This window comes from Streptomyces sp. NPDC014907 (genome assembly GCF_055562975.1).
In genome coordinates, this window is record NZ_JBVHEG010000001.1 from 744,558 (window position 1) to 766,669 (window position 22,112).

General features: G+C 73.6%; 22 protein-coding genes. 11 read left to right on the forward strand and 11 right to left on the reverse strand.

Annotation, left to right across the window (positions count from 1 at the left end; translation table 11 throughout):
• Positions 1 to 177: 177 nt before the first annotated feature.
• On the reverse strand, positions 178 to 1,407 hold the full coding sequence (gene ilvA / locus ACZ3IL_RS03270) for a threonine ammonia-lyase (RefSeq protein ID WP_467386033.1): 1,230 nt from the start codon (positions 1,405 to 1,407) through the stop codon (positions 178 to 180).
• 295 nt (positions 1,408 to 1,702) lie between these two features.
• Between ilvA and ACZ3IL_RS03275 the strand changes: the two genes are divergently transcribed.
• From ACZ3IL_RS03275 to ACZ3IL_RS03290, 4 genes are read left to right on the forward strand one after another with little or no spacing between them, the layout of a single operon-like run.
• The gene (locus ACZ3IL_RS03275) at positions 1,703 to 2,242 is read left to right on the forward strand and encodes a MarR family winged helix-turn-helix transcriptional regulator (protein ID WP_467386035.1); all 540 of its coding nucleotides are present in this window, start codon (positions 1,703 to 1,705) and stop codon (positions 2,240 to 2,242) included.
• 31 nt (positions 2,243 to 2,273) lie between these two features.
• Entirely contained in the window at positions 2,274 to 2,720 is a 447-nt protein-coding gene (locus ACZ3IL_RS03280) for a sigma factor-like helix-turn-helix DNA-binding protein (protein WP_467386037.1), read from the forward strand.
• Entirely contained in the window at positions 2,717 to 2,968 is a 252-nt protein-coding gene (locus ACZ3IL_RS03285) for a hypothetical protein (RefSeq protein WP_467386039.1), read from the forward strand. The genes ACZ3IL_RS03280 and ACZ3IL_RS03285 overlap by 4 nt, the downstream gene beginning before the upstream one ends.
• A gap of 55 nt (positions 2,969 to 3,023) precedes the next feature.
• A complete protein-coding gene (locus tag ACZ3IL_RS03290; RefSeq protein ID WP_467386041.1) occupies positions 3,024 to 3,212 on the forward strand; it encodes a DUF1059 domain-containing protein in 189 nt (62 codons plus the stop codon).
• A 108-nt stretch (positions 3,213 to 3,320) separates the two neighbouring features.
• Here ACZ3IL_RS03290 and ACZ3IL_RS03295 read toward each other — a convergent pair whose 3' ends face one another.
• Entirely contained in the window at positions 3,321 to 4,475 is a 1,155-nt protein-coding gene (locus ACZ3IL_RS03295) for a cystathionine gamma-synthase (protein ID WP_467386043.1), read from the reverse strand.
• Between the two features lie 72 nt (positions 4,476 to 4,547).
• Here ACZ3IL_RS03295 and ACZ3IL_RS03300 point away from each other — a divergent pair, with 72 nt between their 5' ends.
• The 4 genes from ACZ3IL_RS03300 to ACZ3IL_RS03315 all read left to right on the forward strand — a co-directional run bounded on the left by ACZ3IL_RS03300 (position 4,548) and on the right by ACZ3IL_RS03315 (position 9,070).
• On the forward strand, positions 4,548 to 5,657 hold the full coding sequence (locus ACZ3IL_RS03300; protein ID WP_467386045.1) for a hypothetical protein: 1,110 nt from the start codon (positions 4,548 to 4,550) through the stop codon (positions 5,655 to 5,657).
• A gap of 71 nt (positions 5,658 to 5,728) precedes the next feature.
• Positions 5,729 to 6,388 carry a peptide-methionine (S)-S-oxide reductase MsrA gene (msrA, locus tag ACZ3IL_RS03305; RefSeq protein ID WP_467386047.1) on the forward strand — a complete coding sequence of 220 codons (660 nt, stop codon included), beginning with the start codon at positions 5,729 to 5,731 and terminating at the stop codon, positions 6,386 to 6,388.
• Between the two features lie 132 nt (positions 6,389 to 6,520).
• On the forward strand, positions 6,521 to 7,720 hold the full coding sequence (locus ACZ3IL_RS03310; protein ID WP_467386049.1) for a Shedu anti-phage system protein SduA domain-containing protein: 1,200 nt from the start codon (positions 6,521 to 6,523) through the stop codon (positions 7,718 to 7,720).
• Positions 7,721 to 7,759: 39 nt separating this feature from the next.
• Complete coding sequence (locus ACZ3IL_RS03315) at positions 7,760 to 9,070, forward strand: HNH endonuclease signature motif containing protein (RefSeq protein WP_467386051.1); 1,311 nt, start codon at positions 7,760 to 7,762, stop codon at positions 9,068 to 9,070.
• A 7-nt stretch (positions 9,071 to 9,077) separates the two neighbouring features.
• Here the strand turns inward: ACZ3IL_RS03315 and ACZ3IL_RS03320 are convergent, their stop codons facing one another.
• Both ACZ3IL_RS03320 and ACZ3IL_RS03325 read right to left on the reverse strand, forming a co-directional pair.
• Positions 9,078 to 9,428, reverse strand: a complete 351-nt coding sequence (locus tag ACZ3IL_RS03320) for a DUF1330 domain-containing protein (protein WP_467386053.1) — start codon at positions 9,426 to 9,428, stop codon at positions 9,078 to 9,080.
• A 210-nt stretch (positions 9,429 to 9,638) separates the two neighbouring features.
• On the reverse strand, positions 9,639 to 10,691 hold the full coding sequence (locus ACZ3IL_RS03325; protein WP_467386055.1) for an NAD(P)-dependent alcohol dehydrogenase: 1,053 nt from the start codon (positions 10,689 to 10,691) through the stop codon (positions 9,639 to 9,641).
• A gap of 128 nt (positions 10,692 to 10,819) precedes the next feature.
• Between ACZ3IL_RS03325 and ACZ3IL_RS03330 the strand changes: the two genes are divergently transcribed.
• Positions 10,820 to 11,686: a helix-turn-helix domain-containing protein gene (locus ACZ3IL_RS03330; protein ID WP_467386057.1), complete on the forward strand. Its 867-nt coding sequence runs from the start codon at positions 10,820 to 10,822 to the stop codon at positions 11,684 to 11,686.
• A gap of 55 nt (positions 11,687 to 11,741) precedes the next feature.
• On the opposite strand, the gene ACZ3IL_RS03335 is transcribed toward ACZ3IL_RS03330, so the two are convergent.
• Positions 11,742 to 13,010, reverse strand: coding sequence for a L,D-transpeptidase (locus ACZ3IL_RS03335; RefSeq protein WP_467386059.1), 1,269 nt, complete (start codon positions 13,008 to 13,010; stop codon positions 11,742 to 11,744).
• A 182-nt stretch (positions 13,011 to 13,192) separates the two neighbouring features.
• Positions 13,193 to 13,534 carry a hypothetical protein gene (locus ACZ3IL_RS03340; RefSeq protein ID WP_467386061.1) on the reverse strand — a complete coding sequence of 114 codons (342 nt, stop codon included), beginning with the start codon at positions 13,532 to 13,534 and terminating at the stop codon, positions 13,193 to 13,195.
• Between the two features lie 111 nt (positions 13,535 to 13,645).
• Here ACZ3IL_RS03340 and ACZ3IL_RS03345 point away from each other — a divergent pair, with 111 nt between their 5' ends.
• Positions 13,646 to 13,915, forward strand: coding sequence for a hypothetical protein (locus ACZ3IL_RS03345; RefSeq protein ID WP_467386063.1), 270 nt, complete (start codon positions 13,646 to 13,648; stop codon positions 13,913 to 13,915).
• Positions 13,916 to 14,126: 211 nt separating this feature from the next.
• Here the strand turns inward: ACZ3IL_RS03345 and hutH are convergent, their stop codons facing one another.
• The 5 genes from hutH to ACZ3IL_RS03370 form a co-directional block, all read right to left on the reverse strand.
• Entirely contained in the window at positions 14,127 to 15,668 is a 1,542-nt protein-coding gene (gene hutH / locus ACZ3IL_RS03350; protein WP_467386793.1) for a histidine ammonia-lyase, read from the reverse strand.
• 263 nt (positions 15,669 to 15,931) lie between these two features.
• Complete coding sequence (locus tag ACZ3IL_RS03355) at positions 15,932 to 17,125, reverse strand: GGDEF domain-containing protein (RefSeq protein WP_467386065.1); 1,194 nt, start codon at positions 17,123 to 17,125, stop codon at positions 15,932 to 15,934.
• A 92-nt stretch (positions 17,126 to 17,217) separates the two neighbouring features.
• Entirely contained in the window at positions 17,218 to 18,006 is a 789-nt protein-coding gene (locus ACZ3IL_RS03360) for an enoyl-CoA hydratase/isomerase family protein (RefSeq protein WP_467386067.1), read from the reverse strand.
• Positions 18,007 to 18,074: 68 nt separating this feature from the next.
• Positions 18,075 to 19,217 (reverse strand): adenylate/guanylate cyclase domain-containing protein, encoded by a 1,143-nt coding sequence (locus tag ACZ3IL_RS03365; RefSeq protein ID WP_467386069.1) that lies wholly within the window; start codon positions 19,215 to 19,217, stop codon positions 18,075 to 18,077.
• Between the two features lie 283 nt (positions 19,218 to 19,500).
• Positions 19,501 to 20,355 carry a biotin--[acetyl-CoA-carboxylase] ligase gene (locus ACZ3IL_RS03370; RefSeq protein ID WP_467386071.1) on the reverse strand — a complete coding sequence of 285 codons (855 nt, stop codon included), beginning with the start codon at positions 20,353 to 20,355 and terminating at the stop codon, positions 19,501 to 19,503.
• Between the two features lie 134 nt (positions 20,356 to 20,489).
• Between ACZ3IL_RS03370 and ACZ3IL_RS03375 the strand changes: the two genes are divergently transcribed.
• Positions 20,490 to 22,091, forward strand: a complete 1,602-nt coding sequence (locus ACZ3IL_RS03375) for an acyl-CoA carboxylase subunit beta (protein WP_467386073.1) — start codon at positions 20,490 to 20,492, stop codon at positions 22,089 to 22,091.
• The last annotated feature ends 21 nt before the right edge of the window (positions 22,092 to 22,112 follow it).

Here is a 22,112-nt window from a genome sequence, read left to right on the forward strand (position 1 = left end):
GATCCTAGGTTTCGGGGCCGGTCCGCGCCCGCCGGGCGGGCGGCCGCGCCACGGTCCGGGACCGGGGGCGCACGGCCGCGCCACGGTCCGGGGCCCAGGGGCGGGCGGCCGCGCCACGGCCCGGGGCCGGGGGGCGCACGGCCGCGCCACGGCCCGGGGCCGGGGGGCGCACGGCGGTCAGTCCAGGACCGTGTACCCCGCCTCCCGCAGCGTCTCCGTGACCTCCCGGCAGTGCTCCGGGCCCTTCGTCTCCAGGTGCAGTTCGACCTCCGCCTCGGTCAGGCCGAGCCTCGGGTCGGTCCGTACGTGGCTGATGTCCAGGACGTTGGCGTCGACCGCCGTCAGGGCCGTGAGGAGCGACGCGAGCACCCCCGGCCGGTCCGTCACCCGCAGCCGCAGGCTCAGGTAGCGGCCCCCGGCGGCCATGCCGTGCCGCAGCACGCGCTGGAGGAGCAGCGGGTCGACGTTCCCGCCGGAGAGGACCGCGACCACCGGGCCCCGGAAGGACCCCGGGTCGGCGAGCAGGGCCGCGACCGGGCTGGCGCCCGCCGGTTCCACGACCAGCTTGGCGCGCTCCAGGCAGAGCAGCAGGGCGGAGGAGAGCGCGTCCTCGGAGACCGTGCGGACCTCGTCCACGTACTCCCGGACCAGGGCGAACGGCACGTCGCCGGGGCGGCCCACCCTGATGCCGTCGGCCATCGTGACGGGTGCCTCGACGGACACCGGGTGACCGGCGGCGAGCGAGGGCGGGTAGGCGGCGGCGCCCTCCGCCTGGACGCCGATCACCCTCACGTCCGGGCGGACCGACTTCACCGCGAGCCCGATGCCGGCCGCGAGCCCGCCGCCGCCGACGCCGACCACGATCGTGCGGACCTCCGGGCACTGTTCCAGGATCTCCAGGCCGACCGTGCCCTGTCCCACGATGACGTCGGGGTGGTCGAAGGGGTGGATGAGCACGGCGCCGGTCTCCCGGGAGTACTCCTCCGCCGCCGCGAGGGTCTCGTCGACGACCTGGCCCCGGAGGCGGACCTCGGCGCCGTACTCCCGGGTCGCGGCGACCTTCGGCAGCGGGGCGCCGGCCGGCATGAAGACGGTGGCGCGCACGCCGAGCAGCCGGGAGGCGAGCGCGACGCCCTGGGCGTGGTTCCCGGCGGAGGCGGCGACGACCCCGGCGGCCTTCTCCTCGGGCCGCAGCCCGGCGATCCGTACGTACGCCCCGCGCAGTTTGAAGGAACCGGTGCGCTGCAGGTTCTCGCACTTGAAGTGGACCGGGGCCCCCACCAGCGAGGACAGGTGGCGGCTGCCCTCCATCGCCGTGGTCCGGGCCACCCCGGACAGCATCTTCTGCGCCCCGCGCACGTCGTCGAGCATCAGCCGGTGCGGGGGGTGTGACGTACGGAAGCTCATGACGGCAAGTCTCGCAGCCCACGGTCCCGGTGGCCGTCCGGCGGACGGGCGGCCGGCGGACGGACGGCCGGCGCGGGAGGGGCCCGGCGGCCGGTCCGGCGGGGGCGGCCGGCGGGGATGCCCGGCGGGCCGGTGTCCGGCGGCAGGCGGGCCGGTCTCCTGCGGTCGGCGGGCCGGCGAACGGCGGCGGGCGGACCGGCGAACGGGTTTGGACGGGCCAGGTACGGACCTCGGCGGGTCCGCGTACTCTGTCCCCCACCGACCGACCGCTCCCGCACGAGAGAGACCCCCGGCCATGCCCACATCTCAGGACATGACGACCGCGTTCGACCCCGGTCTCCTCGACGCCCTCCAGCACCAGGTGGCCGTCTTCGCCCGCCGGGCCGAACAGACCCGCCTCGGCGGCACCGGCCAGCTCCGCAACTCCATGGACCGGGCCGCGTACCTCCTCCTCAACCGCCTCGACCAGGAGGGCCCGATGGGCGTCAAGGCGCTCGCGGCGGGCATGGGCATCGACTCCTCCACGGTCACCCGGCAGGTCGCCCCGCTCGTGGACACCGGCCTGGTGAAGCGCACGTCGCACCCGGAGGACGGCCGGGCGGTCGTCCTCCAGCTCTCGCCGCGCGGCCTCGCGCGCCTGGAGGAGGTCCGCGTCTCGCGCCGCCGGCTGATGGCCGAGGTCACGGAGGGCTGGACCCAGGAGGAGCGCGAGTCCTTCTGCTCCCTGCTCACGCGCTTCAACACCGCCCTGTCCGCACGCCAGTCGGCGCACGCGGGCCAGTCCCCGGCGGAGTCCGGGGCCCCTTCGGGAAGCGAGTCCGCGCCGGAGTCTTGACCCCGCCCCCGCGCTGTCCTCAGATGAGGAGGTGCGAGAGCGACGGAGCGTACGGAGAGCCCGGCACGCCTCCCGCGCCCGGGAGTTCGACGCGTTCGTGGCCGGGGCGGCGGGACGGCTGCTGCACACCGCGACCCTGCTGACGGCCGAGACGCGGGCCCGCAACCCGCACGCGCGGACCCTGCTGACCGACACCCTCGCGCACACGTACGCGGTGTGGGACCGGCTGCGCGACGACGACCCGTACGCGTGCGCGCGCCGCGACCTGGCCGTCCGCTTCGCGCGCACCGCCCGCCGTCACCGCGGCGGACACGGCGGGGTGCTCTCCGCGCTGGGCCCGGAGGAACGGCTCGTGGTCGTCCTGCGGCTGTACGAGGGGGTCGCCGAGGAACAGCTCGCGGCCCTGCTCGGCCTTCCCGAGGCCCGGGTCCGCGCCGTCTGCGCCCGCTCGGTCGCGGCGCTCGGGGCGGCGGCGTGAGCCGGTACGAGGACAGGGAGGCGGCGGTCCGGCGGCTGCTCGACACCCCGCACCCGCCGGTCCCCCGCGACCTCGCGCCACGGGCGGCGGCCCTCGGCGCGAGGCGGCTCCGCCGGGCCCGCCGGGTCCGGCGCCTGCTGTGGACCCTGACCGCGCTCGCCCTCCTGGCCTTCGTGGTGTGGGCGTCGGCGGCCCGCCCGTGGGAGGTCCCGCCGGCGGGGACGACGCCGCCGCTCGAAGCCTGGTGAGGACGGTTCTGCGCCGGAGGGAGACGGCACGCGTACGGGTGCCGAGGAGGCCGTCATGACCAGGAAGGTCGCCGACTGCCGCAAGGCGCCGAGCGTCATGAACTGCCCCCTCCTCCTCACCGGTGAGGAGGAGGAAGTGGTGCGGGCCGCCGAGCACGCGGTCTCCGTCCACGGCCACGAGGACACCCCCGAGCTGCGGGCCGCGGTCCGCCCGGAGCTGGAGGACGAGAAGGTCCCGGCCTGAGGGCACACGGGAGCACGCGAGAACACGGGAACACGGGAACACGGGAACGGCCGGGCGCGCCCCCTCGGGGCCGCGCCCGGCCGTCGTACGTCCGCCGGTCCAGCCGGTCTAGCCCAGCGCCTGCCGCAGGTCGGCAAGCAGGTCGTCGGCGTTCTCGATGCCCACGGAGAGGCGCACGAGGTCGCCCGGGACCTCCAGCGCGGAACCCGCGACGCTCGCGTGCGTCATCCGGCCCGGGTGCTCGATGAGGGACTCGACGCCGCCCAGGGACTCGCCTAGGGTGAAGAGCTCCGTACGGTTGCAGACCTCGACGGCCGCCTCCTCGCCGCCCTCCACGCGGAAGGAGATCATGCCGCCGAAGGACCGCATCTGCTTGGCGGCGACCTCGTGGCCCGGGTGCTCGGGAAGCCCCGGGTAGAGGACGCGGGTGACCTTGGGGTGCTGGGTCAGCATCTCGGCGACCTTCGCCGCGTTCTCGCCGTGGCGGTCCATGCGCACGGCGAGGGTCTTGATGCCGCGCAGCACGATCCAGGAGTCGAAGGGCCCGGCGACCGCGCCCATCGCGTTCTGGTGGTAGGCCAGTTCCTCGCCGAGCTCCGCGTCGGCCGTCACCAGGGCGCCGCCGACGACGTCCGAGTGGCCGCCCATGTACTTGGTGAGCGAGTGCACCACCACGTCCGCGCCGAGCGCCAGCGGCTGCTGGAGGTAGGGCGAGGCGAAGGTGTTGTCGACGACGAGCTTCACGCCGGCCTGGCGGGCGACGCCCGCGACGGCCTCGATGTCGGTGATGCCGAGGAGCGGGTTCGAGGGGGTCTCGACCCAGATCAGCTTGGTGCGGTCGTTGACGGCGGCGCGCACGGCGGCGGTGTCGGAGGTGTCCGCGACCGAGAAGTCCACGCCCCAGCGCCGCACGACCTTGGCGAAGAGCCGGAAGGTGCCGCCGTAGGCGTCGTTCGGGATGACGACGTGGTCGCCGGGGACCAGCAGGGTGCGCAGCAGGCAGTCCTCGGCGGCGAGTCCGGAGGCGAAGGCGAGACCGCGCCGGCCGCCCTCCAGGGCCGCCAGGTTCTCCTCCAGGGCGGTGCGGGTGGGGTTGGCGCTGCGGCTGTACTCGTAGCCGCCGCGCAGCCCGCCCACGCCGTCCTGCTTGTACGTGGACACCTGGTAGATGGGCGGGACGACCGCGCCGGTCAGCGGGTCGGCCGTGTTGCCCGCGTGGATCGCGCGGGTCTCGAAGCTCTGGTGGGTGTGCTGGTCGCTCATGGGTCAGGAGCGTAGTGCCGCGGGGTGGCCGCCGCCGCGTTCGTCTCACGGCCTGTCCTGGACAATGGACAGATGGAGATTCTCTGGTTCCTCATCGCGATGGGGCTGCTGTTCGGCGTCCTCGGCCCCTACGTGCTGCGCCGCAGGGGCGGTGGCGGCATCAGGCTGGCCGCGCCGGGGGAGCCGGACGCGGCGGACCCGCTGGCGTACGGGTTCCTGCCGCAGGAGGAGCAGGACGTGCGTCTGCCGGGGGCCGACGAGGACCTGCTCGACGTGCTCGGCGTCGTCCAGGCCACCCAGGACTGGCGGGCGGCCTCGCGGCTCCTCGCCGACACCGGCGAGGAGGGCGAGCTGCGCTGGCAGCGCGTGCAGGCGTTCGCGGGCGCGGCCTCCCTGGAGCTCCGGGAGCGGCCGGGCGCCGGCGGGGCGTGGCTGCGGGCCTGGCGGGCGGACGCGCCGAAGGACCCGGGCGGGGCGGCCGTGCACGCCGAGTTCCTGGTGCAGCAGGCCTGGCGCTCCTCGGCGGCCGGGACCGACGACTTCCGGATCATCCTGGAGGAGGCGCTGAAGGTCACCGAGGAGGCCGCGCTGCTCGCTCCGGGCGACCCCGTCCCGTACATCACGCGGCTGGCCGTGGCGCGCGGACTCGGCTACGGGCACGAGCGGTTCGACCAGGAGTGGGCGCGGGTGATCGACCGCGCGCCGCAGCACATGGGGGCGCACCTGGCGGCGCTGCACTACTGGTGCGAGAAGTGGCACGGTTCGCGCGAGGAGGCCGACCACTTCGCGACGACGGCCGCGGCGCGCGCCCCGCGCGGCTCGCTGCTCGCCGCGCTGCCGCTGTTCGCGGTGTACGAGCACGTGCCGGACGTGGTGCTCGTGCAGGACTTCTTCCGCACGGAGGTGGTGTCCAGGGCGGTCGAGGGCGCGCTGTACGCGGTGCACTCCGCCCGCGCCGACGACCCGACGCAGGCGCACGTCCGCCATCTGCTCGTCTGGTTCCTGGTGCGGGGCGAGCGCTGGGCGGAGGCCATGCACCAGCTGGTCCGGGTGGACGGGCACGTGGGCGCGGTGCCGTGGACGCTGGGCGCGGACCCGGCGGCGGAGTACACGCTCTTCCGGAACCTGGCGGTGGCGGGGTACGAGGCGAACGGCGGCAGCCCGCTGACGCTGCCGCGCTGACCCGGCGGGCGGGAATCCCCGGGGAGCCGCCGGTGTTGTGCCGACTGCCGACCGTCGAGGAGAGATGCAGCATGTTCCTGTCCCGCACCCCCGTCCTCCCCACCCCCGAGCAGGCGCTGCCCGGCCGCGCCGAGCCGTTGTTCTCCGTGCCGGAGCGCCACACCGTCCTCGGCAACCCGCTCCTCGGCCCGTACCCGGAGGGCCTGGAGGTCGCCGACTTCGCCCTGGGCTGCTTCTGGGGCGCCGAGCGCAAGTTCTGGCAGACCGAGGGCGTCTGGACGACGCTCGTCGGCTACCAGGGCGGTTCCACGGAGAACCCGTCCTACGAGGAGGTCTGCTCGGGCCTGACCGGCCACGCGGAGGTCGTCCGGGTGGTCTTCGACCCGGCGAAGGTCTCGTACGAGTCGCTCCTGAAGCTGTTCTGGGAGTCCCACGACCCGACCCAGGGCTTCCGCCAGGGCAACGACGTGGGCACCCAGTACCGTTCGGCGCTCTACACCCACTCCCCGGCCCAGACGGCGACGGCCGAGGCCTCCCGCGAGGCCTACCAGAAGGTCCTGACGGGTTCGGGCCACGGCGAGATCACCACCCACGTCCTGCCGGCGGCGGACCGCCCGTTCTACCCGGCGGAGGCCCACCACCAGCAGTACCTGGCCAAGAACCCGGGGGGCTACTGCGGCATCGGCGGCACGGGCGTCTCGTGCCCGATCGGGGTGGCGAAGGCGGAGTAGGGCGTCCCGCCCCGCCAGCCGGAGGGGCGACGCCCAGGACCCTGCTCACCGGTTCACACCCGGCCGGCGGGGTCCTCGGCATTCGGGCTCGGCTCCGTGTCAGTGCCGGGCACCACACTCGTACCCGTGGATGTGAGATCTGATTTCGCGCTGCAGTTGCAGCTGGAGCACGTCGCCGGGCGCGCGGTGGACCCCCGGGTCAAGGACGCGCTCGGAGCGGTGGCCGAGCACATGACCGGCGGTCGGGGCCGTAACCGTAGAGGCGGCAGGACGCTCGTCACCCTGCTGGAAAAGGCGCGGGCCGCCGCGGCGACGGCGGACGAGTGGCCGGTCGTGCGACTCGTCCAGGACTCGCTGGACTACGCCGAGGGACGGATCCTGCGGCCCGAGTTCGAGGAGCGTTACCGGCTCTTCCAGCGGTCGACGGAACCGCTGAGTTCCCACCAGGACTACCTGGCACGGACGCTCTCCGCGAGTCTGGCGTTCTTCGCGCAACTCGGCCATGACTACCTGGATCAGCATCCCGGGGCGAGTCCGTGCGAGGTGCTCGCCCATGTGGAAGGGGTCGGCCGGGACGCGCGGTACATGCAGCAGTCGCAGGAGCGGCCCGGACGTTACCGGATCCTTCGTGGAAGCGCCGAGGTGGCCGCATGGCTGGAGCAGGTGTTCCACGAGCGGGTCGACGTCGAGGACCCGGAGCGGTCGGCCCGTCGCATTGTGATGTCCCCCGACTCCCTGGCGCTCTTGGCTGCCGACGAGGAAGGGCAGCTGCTTCTGCGGGCCGCGGAGGTCCAGCGGCGGCGCCGGGGCCTCAAGGCTCTGCGTAAGGCGGTGGAGGACCCCGGAGCGGGGGAAGCGGACCTGCAGCGCGCGCTGAACGGACAGCACTGGATCTTCGGCGGGCAATTCGCGAGTCAGGCGGTGCGGCGCAGGCTGGTCCCCGGAGAAGAGGTCGACATCCCGTTGATACGCGGGGACGGCGTCCTGCACGTCGTCGAGCTGAAGCGTTCCATGAGCCTCCGCGGTTCTCTCGTCAAAAGGCATCGGGGGCGCTGGGTGCCGACGGCGGAAGTACACGACGCGGTCGGTCAGGCGGTGAACTACCTCGTCGGCCTGGACGAGCACCGGCTCCGCCTCCGGGACGAGCTGGGCATCGAGACCCGCCGTGCGAGCGCTCTCGTACTGGTCGGGCACCCGGCTGTACAGCCGGACGTGGCCGAGGAGGACATCAATGAAGCCCTGCGCACCCTCAACACGCACATGGCCCGTGTCGAGGTGATGACCTACAAGGAGTTGGTCGACAACGCGGAGCGTGCGCTGAGCGGCTGGTGAGAGGGCCGGGAGGCGGGCCCCTCGGTTACCGTCGGGCCCGTGACGCTGACTGACATAGGTGCCGCGCAGGTGGTGCGGGCCGTCGAGGAGTTCGACCGGATCGGCCGCCGGGCGTTCCTCGAACGGTACGGATTCGGGCCGTCGCGGACGTACCGCCTGGTGGTCGGCGGCCGGTCCTACGACTCGAAGGCGATCGTGGGAGCGGCCCACGGGTACCTTCCGGGGCGCCGGCCGCTGAAGCCCGGGGAGTTCTCCGGCGGCCGCGACCACGCGGTGCGGTTGCTGACCGGCCTGGGTTTCCGCGTGACGTGCGCGCCGGACGTCCCGGCCGCCGGGTCCGGCGGGCTTCCGGGCGGTGAGGCGTCCGGCGAGGACCGCGCGCCGTTCGTGGCCCCCGGGGCGTCCCCCGCCGACCGGCTCGTCGGGGCGGTCGGGAAGCTGCGGGTCGCCACGGCGGCCGGCGGACCGCGCCTCTATCAGCCGGTCGCCCTGTTGTGGGCCGTCGGACGCGCCCGGCGCGGTGAGTCCCGGCTGGTCTCCTGGGAGGAGACGGCCGGCGCCCTGGAGAAGCTGCTCGCGCGCCACGGACTGCGCGGCGAACGGCCGCGTCCGGACTATCCCGTCCTCGCCCTCCACCGCGCCGGGCTGTGGTCCCTGGAGGGCCACACGGGCGGGGTCCCGGCCGCCCACGGCGACACGGCTCTCCGCCGCTGGTTCTCCGAGCAGCGGCCCAGGAACGGACTGGCCGCCCCCGTGCACGCGCTGGTCGCCGGATCGGGGCGGGCGCGGGTCGCCGTCGTCGAGGCGGTCGTCGAGCGGTTCTTCGACGGCCTGGACGAGGTCCCGCTCCTGGAAGAGGTCGGGCTCTACGACGACTCGGTCGGCGACGATCCGGCGGCCGGCGGCGGTGACGCTCCCCCGGCCCCGGATGCCGGCGGCGGTGGTGTTCCCGTGGACCCGGTGGCCGCCGCCGCGCGGTACGAGAAGTGGTGCGCGCTCGTGGAGCGGCGCGAGGCCCGGGGCGAGGACCGGTACCGCGAGCGGACCGTGCGGGACCCCTACCGGTCGGCCGCCGCCCGCGAGGCCGTTCTCGAACGCTGCCTCGGCCGGTGCGAGAACCCGGGGTGCCGGGGGCAGCCGGACGACCTGACCGACCGGGGAAGGCCCCTGCTCGAGGTCGACCACGTGGTGGAGCTGGCGGCGGGCGGGCGGGACCACCCGAGCCAGATGGTCGCGCTGTGCCCGAACTGCCACGCGGTGAAGACGCGGGGCCGGAGCCGGGAGCGGCTGCGCGAGGTCCTGCTGGAGGTGGCCCTGGAACGGCACCGGCGGGGTCCGCTCCCGTCGTAGCCGTCCCTCACCCCGTCCGCGCCGCCCGCAGGGCCGCCGCCGTGGCCGCCGGGTCGTAGTCCTCGGGGACTCCGTCGATCAGGAGGACGTCGCCCGCCATGTGGCGGGTGCGGAGGGGGATCAGGGCCTGGTAGGGCTCGGAGGCGTACCAGGCGCGGGCGTCCTCGTACGCCGGGAAGGCGATGATCACGAGGGCGCCGGGCCAGGTGCCCTCCGGGACCTCGCGGGCGGGGGCGCCGTGGACGAGGAAGCGTCCGCCGTAGGGGTCCAGGGTGGCCCGGACGCGCTCCATGTAGGTGAGGACCTCTTCGTCGAGGACGGGCTTCGGACGCAGGTTTCCGAGGGCGTATGCGGTCATGGGGACAGCGTGCCGGGGCGCGGCGTACGGGTCGATTACCCCGGACGTCATGCCCCGGCCCCGGCCCTGGACGCCGTGTCCCGGCCCCGGTCTTCTCGCCCCGGGCCTCGCGCCCGGGTGCCGTGCTCCGGGCGTCGCCGTCCCGGTCCGGGCACGGGCCCGAGGCAGAAGCAGAGGCGGGGCCGGGCGCGTGCCCGGCCCCCGCGGTCGTCAGATCGTCGACGTGTCGATCACGAAGCGGTAGCGGACGTCGCTCGCGACGACCCGCTCGTACGCCTCGTTGATCCGGTCCGCCGCGATCACCTCGATCTCCGCGCCCAGGCCGTGCTCCGCGCAGAAGTCGAGCATCTCCTGCGTCTCGGCGATGGAGCCGATCATCGAGCCCGCGAGCGTCTTGCGACCGCCGATCAGGGAGAACAGGCCGACCTTGACCGGCTCCTCGGGCGCGCCCACGTTCACCAGGGCGCCGTCCGTGCGCACCAGGCTCAGGTAGGCGTCGAAGTCCAGCGGTGCCGAGACGGTGGAGATCACCAGGTCGAAGGTGCCGGCCAGGGTGGTGAAGGTCTCCGGGTCGTTCGTCGCGTAGTAGTGGTCGGCGCCCAGTTCCAGGGCGTCCTCCCGCTTCTTCAGGGACTGGCTGAGGACGGTCACCTCGGCGCCGAGCGCGTGGGCGATCTTGACGCCCATGTGGCCGAGGCCGCCGAGGCCGACGATCGCGACCTTCTTGCCGGGGCCGGCCTGCCAGTGGGCGAGCGGCGAGTAGAGGGTGATGCCGGCGCAGAGCAGCGGGGCGGCCTCGTCCAGGCCGATGCCCTCGGGAATGCGCAGGGTGTAGTTCTCGTCCACGACGATGTGGGTGGAGTAGCCGCCGTAGGTCGGCTCGCCGTTCTTGTCGAGGGCGTTGTACGTACCGGTCCCGCCTTCCACGCAGTACTGCTCCAGGCCCTGCCGGCAGTACGCGCACTCCCGGCAGGAGTCCACGAAGCAGCCGACGCCGACCCGGTCGCCGACCCGGAACCTGGTCACGCCGGAGCCGGTCGCGGCGACGACGCCGGCGATCTCGTGGCCGGGGACCATCGGGTAGATGCCCTTGCCCCAGCCGTCGCGGGCCTGGTGGATGTCGGAGTGGCAGATGCCCGCGTACGCGATCTCGATGAGGACGTCGTGTTCGCCGACGGGGCGGCGCGGCACGGTGGTGCGCTCCAGCGGGGCGTTGGCGGCGGGGGCGGCGTAGGCGGGGACGGTGGTCACGTTCGTGGTCATGGTTCCGAGCCTGCCCGGGAACGCCGGTGTCACCCAGCCACCTGTCCTGCCTACGACCGCTGTGCCTACCACTGGCAGGGACAGGAACGCGGGCACGCCGCCGCGCCCCGGCGGCGATAATGGGGCGAATGGACCCCAGTGCCGAACTCAGTGAATTCCTGCGCTCCCGCAGAGCCCGGCTGAAGCCGGGGGACGTGGGGCTGCCCGAGTTCGGGCGGCACCGGCGGGTGCCGGGGCTGCGCCGGGAGGAGCTGGCGCAGCTGGCCGGGGTCTCGGTGGCGTACTACACGCGGCTGGAGCAGGGCAACGGCCGGAACGTGTCCCTGGAGGTCCTGGACTCGATCGCGCGGGCGCTGCGGCTGAGCGACACCGAGCGGGCGCATCTGACGCACCTGGCGAAGCCGACGGTGAAGAAGCGGCAGCGGGCGGCGATCTCCCGGCCCCAGCAGGTGCGGCCGGGTCTCCTGCACCTGCTCGACTCGATGGACGGGGTGCCCGCCGTCGTCCTGGGCCGCCGGCTCGACCTGCTCGCCTGGAACCGGATGGCGCGGGCGCTGCTCGGCGACTTCACGACCTGGGAGCCGCACGAGCGGAACATGGCCCGGATGGTCTTCCTCGATCCGAACGCGCGCTCCCTGTACCTCGACTGGGAGTGCAAGGCGACCGAGGTGGTGAGCGTGCTGCGGCTGTACGCGGGGTGTTATCCGGACGATCCGCTGCTGCTCGCGCTGGTGGGCGAACTGTCGGTGCGGAGCGAGGAGTTCCGTTCGTTGTGGGCGGCGCACACGGTGGCGGACAAGGGGCACGGCGCGAAGCGGATGCGCCACCCGCTGGTGGGCGAGATGACGCTGTCGTACGAGACGCTGAAGGTGTCCGGCGCCGATCCGGACCTGGTGCTCGTGACGTACCAGGCGGAGCCGGGGACGCCCTCGGCGGAGGCGCTGCGGCTGCTCGCGCAGTGGGGCGTGGACGAGCCCGTGGACGTGCGGGAGTAGGACGGGAACGCGGAAGGGCCCCTCCGGACGGAGGGGCCCTTCCGCGCGGACCGGGTCAGAGGGCCGACTTGGCCTTCCACTGCGACCAGCTCAGGTTCCAGCCGTTGAGGCCGTTGTCGGGGGCGATCGTCTTGTCCTTGGAGTTCTTGACGATCACGACGTCACCGATGAGGGAGTGGTCGTAGAACCAGGCGGCGGACTGCTTGGGGTCGCCGGCGCCCTTGACGTCGTTGAGGCCCACGCAGCCGTGGCTGGTGTTCACGGAGCCGAAGATCGAGTCCGGGCCCCAGTAGTTGCCGTGGATGAAGGTGCCCGAGTTGGACAGGCGCATGGCGTGCGGCACGTCCTTGATGTCGTACTCGCCCTTGCCGTCGTCGTCGGTGAAGCCGACGGTGGCGCCGTTCATCCGGGTCTCCTTGAACTTCTCGGAGATCACCATCTTGCCGTTGTAGGTCGGGTTCTCCGGGGAGCCGGCGGAGATCGGGATGGTCTTGATCGTCTTGCCGTCCTGCGTGACCGTCATGGTCTTGGTGGCGACGTCGACGGTGGAGACCTGGTTGCGGCCGATCTTGAAGGTGACGGTCTTCTGCTGGACGCCGAAGACGCCGTCGGCGCCCTCGACGCCGTCGAGGTTCAGCTTCAGGGTGACGGTCGAGCCCTCGGTCCAGTAGTCGTCGGGGCGGAAGTCGATGCGCTGGGAGCTGAACCAGTGCCCGACGACCTCCTGGCCGGAGCTGGAGGTGACGGTGATGCCGCTCTGGACGGCCTTCTTGCGGGTGATCGCCTTGTTGAAGGTGATCGAGACCGGCATGCCGACGCCGACGGTCGAGCCGTCCTCGGGCGTGAAGCTGCCGATGAAGCTGTTGGCCTGGGAGACGGTGGTGAACGAGGAGTTCTCGTGGGCCTCCAGGCCCTCCGCGTCCGTGGCGGTGGCGGCGATCTTGTAGAGCGTCGCCCGCTTGAGGGGGCCGCTCGGCTTCCAGCTCAGGCCGTCGGCCGCTATCTCGCCCTTCACGCGGGTGCCCTCGGCGGAGGTCATGACGACCTCGGTGAGCTTGCCCTGGGCGACCGTGACCTTGGCGTCGTTGTTGATGGAGGCGTTCTGCGCGCCGTTCTTCGGCGCGATGGTGATCTGCGCCTTGGAGGTCTTCTGCGCGGCCGCCTCGTCGACCTGGGCCTGGGACTGGGGGGTCGCGGTGCCGGTGGCCTTGCCGCCCTTGTCGCCGTCGTCGCACGCCGAGAGCACCAGTACGCCGCTCAGCACGACGGCCGCGGTGGCCAGGCTCCTGCGGCGCTTGCCGTCCGTCATCACACGCATCTCCATCGTCGCCGGTTCCCTGTGAACGCTTACTTCCATACCCATGACAACTCGTTCGGTTCCGTAACCGTACGGTTTGTGGGGAACAACACTGATCGACACGCGTCGGCGGGGTTTCCGGTTCCCGACGTCGCGGAAGGGCCCCGGGACGACGTCCCGGGGCCCGCGAACAGGGTGGAAGCCCGGACCTACGGCCGGTCGTCCTCGTCGTCCTCCGTCCCATCTTCCTCCCCGAGGTCCCACTCCAGGGCATCGGGGTCGTACTCGATCTCCTCGCTGCTCCAGGAGGCCTGGACCATCTCGATCCCGGGGACGTCGCGGATCAGGTCGAAGGGCTCGACGAGGTGGGCGAGGGCTTCGGCCTCGTCCTCGCGGACGGCGGCGCGGGCGTGCGCCCGCTCCTCCTCCGGCATGAACTCGTCGGCCTCGATCCGTGCCTCGGCGGCCTCGACCAGCTCGGTCGGTCCGTCGATCTCCAGGACCACGTCGACGCGAAGGCGTACATAGCGTGCGGTGTCAGAAGTGCTCATGGTCCGGAGCGTAGGGGGCCGGGGCCCCTCGGCTTTCCCACGACCCGCTGTGTTCACTAGCATCGGCACACCGACCAATTCGGGGGTCCCGCAAGGAGGATCGACATTTCCGTGCCCACCGCCCGCCGTCTCCTGCTGACCGCCGCCGTCGCCGGAACGCTGCTGTGCGCCCTGTGGTTCGTGCCGTCCGCGAGTGCCGCCGGCCCGCCCGGAGGGGCGCCGGCCGGGGTGTCCCGGAGCGCCCCCGCCGCGGACGGCGGGAGCCTGGCGGAGACCGGCGGGCCGGACACGACGGCGTACGTGCTCGGCGGGACGGGGTTCCTGGGGGTCGGCGCGGGGTTCGTGGCGTTCGCGATGCGCCGCCGGGGCCGGGCCTCCTGAAGCACCCGCCCCCGGGCCGGGCGGCGCCGGACGGCGCGCGTACGAGGGGGCCCGTCCCCGCCGGAGCGGTCCGGCGGGGACGGGCCCCCGCCCGTGCCGGGCGGCCCGGACGACGGGACTCGCGGAACGGGCCTGGGCCGGCGGCCCGGACGACGGGGTTCGCGGGACGGACCTGGGCCGGCGATCCGGACGACGGGCTCGCGGGACGGACCTAGGCCAGCGGTCCGGTGACCGGCTCCACGGCGGCGACCACTTTCCCCTCCCGTACGAAGGCGTCGACCGCGGCCAGGTCGGGGGCGAGGAACCGGTCCGGGCCGGGTCCCTCGACGCCGGCCGCGCGCAGGGCCGCGATGACGGCCCGCGAGGCGGGGGCGGGGGTCAGGCCCTCGCGCAGTTCGATGCCCCGGGTGGCGGCGTACAGCTCGACCGCGAGGACCCGGTTGAGGTTGCCGATCGCGGTGCGCAGCTTGCGGGCGGCGGACCAGCCCATGGAGACGTGGTCCTCCTGCATCGCGGAGGACGGGATGGAGTCGGCGGAGGCCGGGACGGCGAGCCGCTTCATCTCGCTGACCAGGGCGGCCTGCGTGTACTGGGCGATCATCAGGCCCGAGTCGACACCGGCGTCCTCGGCGAGGAAGGGCGGCAGGCCGTGCGAGCGGTTCTTGTCGAGGAGCCGGTCGGTGCGGCGTTCCGCGATGGAGCCGAGGTCGGCGGCGGCGATGGCGAGGAAGTCGAGGACGTACGCGACGGGGGCGCCGTGGAAGTTGCCGTTGGAGCGCACCTGGCCGTCCGCCAGGACCACCGGGTTGTCGACGGCGGCGGCCAGTTCGCGCTCGGCGACGAGGCGGGCGTGGGCCAGGGTGTCGCGGCCGGCGCCGGCGACCTGGGGGGCGCAGCGCACCGAGTAGGCGTCCTGGACGCGGGGGGCCTCGCCCGCCTGGAAGTGGCCGGTGAGGCCGGAGTCCTTGAGGACGGCCAGCATGTTGGCGGCGGAGGCGGCCTGGCCGGGGTGCGGGCGGACGGCGTGCAGTTCGGGTTCGAGGACCTTCTCGGTGCCGAGGAGGGCTTCGAGGGAGAGCGCGGCGGTGACGTCGGCCGTCTTGTAGAGGGTGTCGAGGTCGGCGAGGGCCATGATCAGCATGCCGAGCATGCCGTCGGTGCCGTTGAGGAGGGCGAGGCCCTCCTTCTCCCTCAGTTCGACGGGGGCGATGCCGGCGGCGGCGAGCAGTTCGCCGGCGGGGCGGACCTCGCCGTCCGGGCCCTCGGCGTCGCCCTCGCCCATGAGGGCCAGGGCGCAGTGGGAGAGCGGGGCGAGGTCGCCGGAGCAGCCGAGGGAGCCGTACTCGTGCACGACCGGGGTGATGCCGGCGTTGAGGACGTCGGCCATGGTCCGGGCGACCTCGGGGCGGACGCCGGTGTGGCCGGAGGCGACGGTCTTCAGGCGCAGGAACATCAGGGCGCGCACGACCTCGCGCTCGACGCGGGGGCCCATGCCGGCGGCGTGCGAGCGGACGATGTTGCGCTGGAGCCGGGCGCGCAGCTCCGGGCCGATGTGCCGGGTGGCGAGGGCGCCGAAACCGGTGGAGACCCCGTAGACGGGCTCGGGCTTGGCGGCGAGGGCGTCGACGACCTCCCGGGCGGCGGCGAGGGCGCGCACGGCCTCGGTCGACAGCTCGACGCGGGCGCCGTGCCGGGCGACGTCGATGACGTCCTGCGGGGTCGTGCCGGACGTGCCGAGGACGACTGTCTGCATATCCATATTCAGCACCCTACGGATTGAAGACCGACCTGTCACTAGCTGATTCCGTCACGGGCCCGGCCGGGCACGGCCCCTTACCGGCTGCCTCCCGCCACTGGCACTGGCACTGCCGCCGCCGTCACCCGCCGCCACGACCGCAACCGCCACCGCCGTCCGTCACCCGCCGCCTGTCGTCCGTCGCCCGCCGTCTGTCGTCCGCCGTCTGTCGCCGGGAGCCGGGCGCCGGGCGCGTGGCGCGTGGCGCGTGGCACGTGGGCTCACTCCCCCGGAGCGGCCGGGTCCGGGCCGGGTCCCGGGCGGCGCGCCCGCTCCCCCGGTCCTCCGCCGTCCGGCGGCTCCGCCACCGGCGCGTCCCTGAAGCGGCGGCGGTCGCGGCTGCCCGGCGGGGCGTCGGCGAGCTGGACGACGGTGCCGTCGCGGCCCGCCACGACGGGTTTCGCGGAGCGCTCGGCCTTGGCCTGGTACTGGGCGGCGTCCGCGAGCCGGAAGAGGCGGCGGGCCGATCTGAGCGGCCCGATCGGGTCGCCGGTGGACGCCACCCCGCAGGCGACGCCCTCGCCCAGCTCCAGTTCGGCCGCCCGTACGCACAGCTCCTCCGCGACGGCGACCACCTCGTCCGCCGCCGGGCCGACCGTCAGGAGGCAGAACTCGTCGCCGCCGAGGCGGGCCGCGAGGGCGCCGGGGAGCTTGGCGCCACAGCGGGAGAGGACGGAGCCGAAGCGTTCGAGGAGGCGGTCGCCGACCGCGTGGCCGTGGGTGTCGTTGACCCGCTTGAGGCCGTTGAGGTCGCAGACCAGCAGGCTCACCACGGAGCCGTCCGCGCGGTAGCGCTCGATCGCCTCGTCGAGGCGGGTGTCCACGGCCCGCCGGTTGGCGAGGCCGGTCAGCGGGTCGGTGAAGGCGAGCTTGCGGACCTCCTCCAGGCGTTCGGCCTGGGCGATGCCGGACGCGACGACCGCCGCGAGGACGGTCGCGAAGCCCGCGTCCGCCCTGGTGAAAGGTTTCTTCTGGGGCGGCCGGGCAACGTACAGCTCACCCCAGGCCCGCCCGTGCAGCACGATCGGGGCGACCACGCAGCAGCCCCGTCCGCGCCGCCGCAGACCGGCCACCCGGCCGGTCGGGACGGGATCGCCGGCGGTCTCCACCCAGGCGTCGGGCTCGCCCCCGCCCGCCCACTGGTCGTGCAGGAACTCGGTGATCTCGGGGTACTGGTGCACCGGATAGGTCTCCGCGTCCGGGAACTCCTCCTCCCCCTCGGCCCGCTCCCCGGCGTTGACCAGGACCTTGAGCCGGCCGTGGTCCCGCTCCCAGACGGACAGGGCGGCGAAGCTCCCGTCGAGCCCGTCGCGGGCCCCGAGCGCCGCCGCCCGCCAGAACTCCCGTGGAGTGTGCGCCGCCGCCATCGCCTGCGCCAGCGCCACTACGGCCCGCAGCCGCCCGTCCTCACCCATTCCTCCAGCTTAGGGAGGTTTGATCAGTTTTCCCCTCGGAGACGTCACGGAAAGTCATATTTGGTACAAATCGGAAGGCTTTGTGCGTCGGATCACTCCCCCGGCCACTCCGGCCTCCGCTTCTCGTTGAAGGCCGCCACCCCCTCGGCCCGGTCGCCCGAGAAGGCCACCGAGCGCCAGGCCGCGTCCTCGACCTCCAGCCCGGCCCGCAGGTCCAGGCCATGACCCAGCCGCATGGCCCTCTTCGCGGCGCGCAGCCCGACCGGCGAGTTGGCCGCGATCCGTCCGGCCAGCTCCAGGGCGCCCGTCCGCGCGTCCTCCACCAGCTGGTCCACGAGCCCCAGCTCGCGGGCCTCGGCCGCCTCGACCCGGCGGGCCGTGAAGACCAGCTCGGCGGCGCGCGCCGCGCCCACCCGGCGCGGGAGGAGCTGGGTGCCGCCTCCCCCGGGGATGACGCCCACGGAGACCTCGGGGAGACCGACGACGGCGGTCGCGTCGGCCACGATCACGTCGCAGGCGAGCGCCAGCTCGAAGCCGCCGCCGAGGGCGAAGCCGTGCACGGCCGCGACGGTCGGCATCGGCAGTTCGAGGACGCCGGTGTAGGCGGCGCGGGCGGTCGGGCGCTGGCGGACCAGTTCGGCGTCGGTGAGGGAGTTGCGCTCCTTGAGGTCGGCGCCGACGCAGAAGGCGCGGTCGTGCGAGGAGGTGAGGACGGTGACGCGGGCCGAGGGGTCGGCGGCGAGCGCGTCGCAGGCCGCCGCCAGGGAGCGGGCCATCTCCGTGGAGACGGCGTTCATCGCCTTGGGGCGGTCGAGGACCAGCTCCGCGACGTGCCCCTCCCGCCGGACCACCACGAACTCACCGAAGCGCTGCTCGGACATGACCGCACACCCTCCCGACACCGGACGCCCTCCCGTTAACGGCTGTTAACGGGGGTTCGCGGGAGATCCTAGGACGGACGGCGGCCCAGGAGCCAGGGCTCGACGACGCCGAGGCCGCGGACCGGACGCTGCCACATCGGCTGGAGCGCGAAGCGGTACGCGGCGGGCGCGCGGCCCTCCTTCTCGGCGCGGGCCGCCTCCTCGGCCGCCTCCGCCTCCGAGCCGGGCGCCTCGCCGTTCCTGATCAGCTCGGCCGCGAACGCCCCGTCGACCAGGACGGCGTCCTTGGGGGCTATCGAGGTGAGCCGGCTGGCGAGGTTCACGGTGGTGCCGAAGACGTCGCCCATCCGCGTCGTCACGGTGCCGAAGGCGATGCCGACGCGCAGCGCGGGCATCGTCTCGTCGTGGCCGAGGGTCTCGATCAGCCGGAGCGCGATCTCGGAGGCGGTGCCGGGGTCGTCCGCCGCGTACAGCACCTCGTCGCCGAGGGTCTTGATGAGCCGGCCGCCGTGCGCGGCGACGAGGTCGGCACAGGTCGTCTCGAACGCCTCGACCAGCTCGCCCAGCTCCTCCTCCTCCAGGCGGCGGGTGAGCCGGGTGAAGCCGACGAGGTCCGCGAAGCCGACGGCGAGCCGACGGTCGACCATCTCCTCGTCGTCGGCGGCCTGCACGACCCGCCCGGTGGCGGCGGCGAGCTGCCGGCGCCACACGTAGATCAGGAACTCCTCCAGCTCGGGGAGGAGCAGTTCGACCAGGGGGTACGTCACCTCGGTGCGGGTCATGCCGGGCTCGGGCGGCTCGGTGAGCCCCTCCAGGAAGGAGTCGATCTGCCATTCGGCGAGCCGGGCGGTGGTCTGCCCGGTGGAACGGGCGACCTGTACGGCCATCGGCTCGCTGAGCAGTCCCGCCTCGACCAGGCCCGCGAGCCGCCGCAGGGCCAGCACGTCGGCCTCGGTGAGCGCCTTGGCCTGTCCGATGTCGGCGAAGCCCATGGCCCTCCAGAAGCGGGAGGCCAGTTCCATGGAGACGCCCGCCGTGCGGGCGGCCTGGAAGGGGGTGTAGCGGCGGTCCGCGCCGAGGATGAGCTGTTCGAGGCGGATGGCGAGGGGGTCGTCGGTCGGTTCGGCCGTGTGGTCGACCTCGTGGTGGGGGGTGGGATACGCGGACGGCTGCTCTTCCCCGCCGTCCGCGTTCGCGTCGTCGACGGTCACCGGCCGCCTCCTGCCCGTTCCCTGCCCACTTGTCCTGCCGATCTGTCGCCTGGATCGCGCTCCACGATACGGCAGGTGTGGGATGGCTCACGCCCTGACGGCCGACGGCCGTGTCCCGGGGCGCGGGCGGACGGGCTCCCGGACGCGCGGGCTCCCCGGCGCGGACGGCGGGGAGGACGGCGGGAGAACGGCGGGAGGACGGGCGCGCGCCCGCCCGTTCCGCCCCACCCGCTCCGTCCCGCCCGTTCCGCCCCGCCCCGCCCCGCCGGAAAGCGCGCCGGCGTCAGACGCCCGGCGTCCGCAGGTGGACGATGTCGCCCGCCCCCACCGCCTCCGTGCCGCCGCCCTCCGTGGCGACCACGAGCCGTCCGTCGCCGTCGAGGGAGAGGGCCTCGCCCTCCAGGGTCCGCTCGCCGGGCAGCTCGGCCCTGACGCGGCGGCCCAGGGTCGCGCAGCCGGCCGTGTAGGCCTCCTGGAGCCCGGAGGCGACGGGGTCGCCGCCGGCCCCCGCCCACTCCCCGTACCACCGGTCGAGGGAGCGCAGGACGGCCCGCAGGAGGGTGTCGCGGTCGGTGGAGACCGCGTCGGCGAGGAGGAGGGAACCGGCGGCGGGGACGGGGAGTTCGTCCTCGCGGAGGGTGACGTTGACGCCGAGGCCGATGACGACGCCGTCCGCGCCGGCCCGTTCGGCGAGGATGCCGCCGGCCTTGCGCTCCTCGCCCGCGACCGGAACCAGGAGGTCGTTGGGCCATTTGAGGGACGTGTCCACGCCCGCCGCCCTCGCGAGGCCGGTCGCGGCCGCCACTCCGGCGAGCAGCGGGAGCCAGCCCCAGCGGTGGGCGGGGACGTCCGGCTTGAGCAGCACGGAGAAGAAGAGGCCGGAGCGGGCGGGCGCGGTCCAGCTCCGGTCGAGCCGGCCCCGGCCCGCGGTCTGCTCCTCGGCGACGAGCACCGCGCCCTCGGGGAGTTCACCGGCGCGGGCGGCGAGGTCGGTGTTGGTGGACCCGGTGGCGTCGACCACGTCGAGCGAGGTCCACAGGGCGTCGGGCAGGACGAGCGCGCGGCGCAGCGCGGAAGCGTTCAGCGGGGGCCGGTCGAGGTCGGACCAGCGTCCGCCGGAGCCTTGGGAGGACGTCATGCAAGCCAGACTAGGTGTGGCAAAGACCGCAGTGCCGAACGGTATCGGCGTCGATACGCTACGGGGCAGTAGGCCAGCAGTAGCCCATTCGTAGTCAACGAACCCCCCGTGACCAGGCAGGGAGCCGCATCCCGATGTCCGAGCCGGCAGAGCAGTACGAGATCGACATTCACACGACCGCGGGCAAGATCGCGGATCTCAGGCGCCGCATCGACGAGGCCACCCACGCCGGCTCGGAGCGGGCGGTGGAGAAGCAGCACGCGAAGGGGAAGCTGACCGCGCGCGAGCGGATCGCCCTCCTCCTCGACGAGGGTTCGTTCGTCGAGCTGGACGAGCTGGCCCGGCACCGTTCCACCAGCTTCGGCCTGGAGAAGAACCGTCCGTACGGCGACGGGGTCGTCACCGGCTACGGCACGGTCGACGGGCGTCCGGTGGCGGTGTTCTCGCAGGACTTCACGGTCTTCGGCGGCGCGCTCGGCGAGACGTACGGACAGAAGATCATCAAGGTGATGGACTTCGCCCTGAAGACCGGCTGCCCGGTCATCGGCATCAACGACTCCGGCGGCGCCCGCATCCAGGAGGGCGTGAGCGCGCTCGGCATGTACGGCGAGATCTTCCGCCGCAACACCCACGCCTCCGGGGTGATCCCGCAGATCTCCCTGGTGGTCGGCCCCTGCGCGGGCGGGGCGGTGTACTCCCCGGCGATCACCGACTTCACGGTGATGGTGGACCGGACGTCGCACATGTTCATCACGGGTCCCGACGTCATCAAGACGGTGACCGGCGAGGACGTGGGCTTCGAGGAGCTGGGCGGCGCCCGGACGCACAACGCGACCTCGGGCGTGGCGCACCACATGGCGGGGGACGAGAAGGACGCCATCGAGTACGTGAAGTCCCTCCTCTCCTACCTGCCGTCGAACAACCTCTCCGAGCCGCCGGCCTTCCCGGAGACGGCGGACACCGAGGTGACGGACGAGGACCGCGAGCTGGACGCGCTGATCCCGGACTCGGCGAACCAGCCGTACGACATGCACAAGGTCATCGAACACGTTCTCGACGACGGTGAGTTCCTGGAGACGCAGGCGCTGTTCGCGCCGAACATCCTGACCGGTTTCGGCCGGGTCGAGGGCTTCCCGGTCGGCGTGGTCGCCAACCAGCCGATGCAGTTCGCGGGCTGCCTGGACATCGACGCCTCCGAGAAGGCCGCGCGGTTCGTGCGCACCTGCGACGCCTTCAACATCCCGGTCCTGACCTTCGTGGACGTGCCGGGCTTCCTGCCGGGCGTGGACCAGGAGTACGGCGGCATCATCCGGCGCGGCGCGAAGCTGATCTACGCGTACGCGGAGGCCACGGTCCCGCTGATCACGGTCATCACGCGCAAGGCCTTCGGCGGCGCGTACGACGTGATGGGCTCCAAGCACCTGGGCGCGGACCTGAACCTGGCGTGGCCGACGGCGCAGATCGCGGTCATGGGCGCGCAGGGCGCGGTCAACATCCTCCACCGCCGCGCGATCGCGGAGGCGGGGGACGCCGACGAGACCGAGGCCGTGCGGGCGCGGCTGATCCAGGAGTACGAGGACGCCCTGCTCAACCCGTACACGGCGGCCGAGCGCGGCTACATCGACGGCGTGGTGATGCCGTCCGACACGCGCCCGCAGATCGTCAAGGGCCTGCGTCAGCTCCGCACCAAGCGGGAATCCCTCCCTCCGAAGAAGCACGGCAACATCCCGCTCTAGCCCCTCCGGACCCCCAGGGAG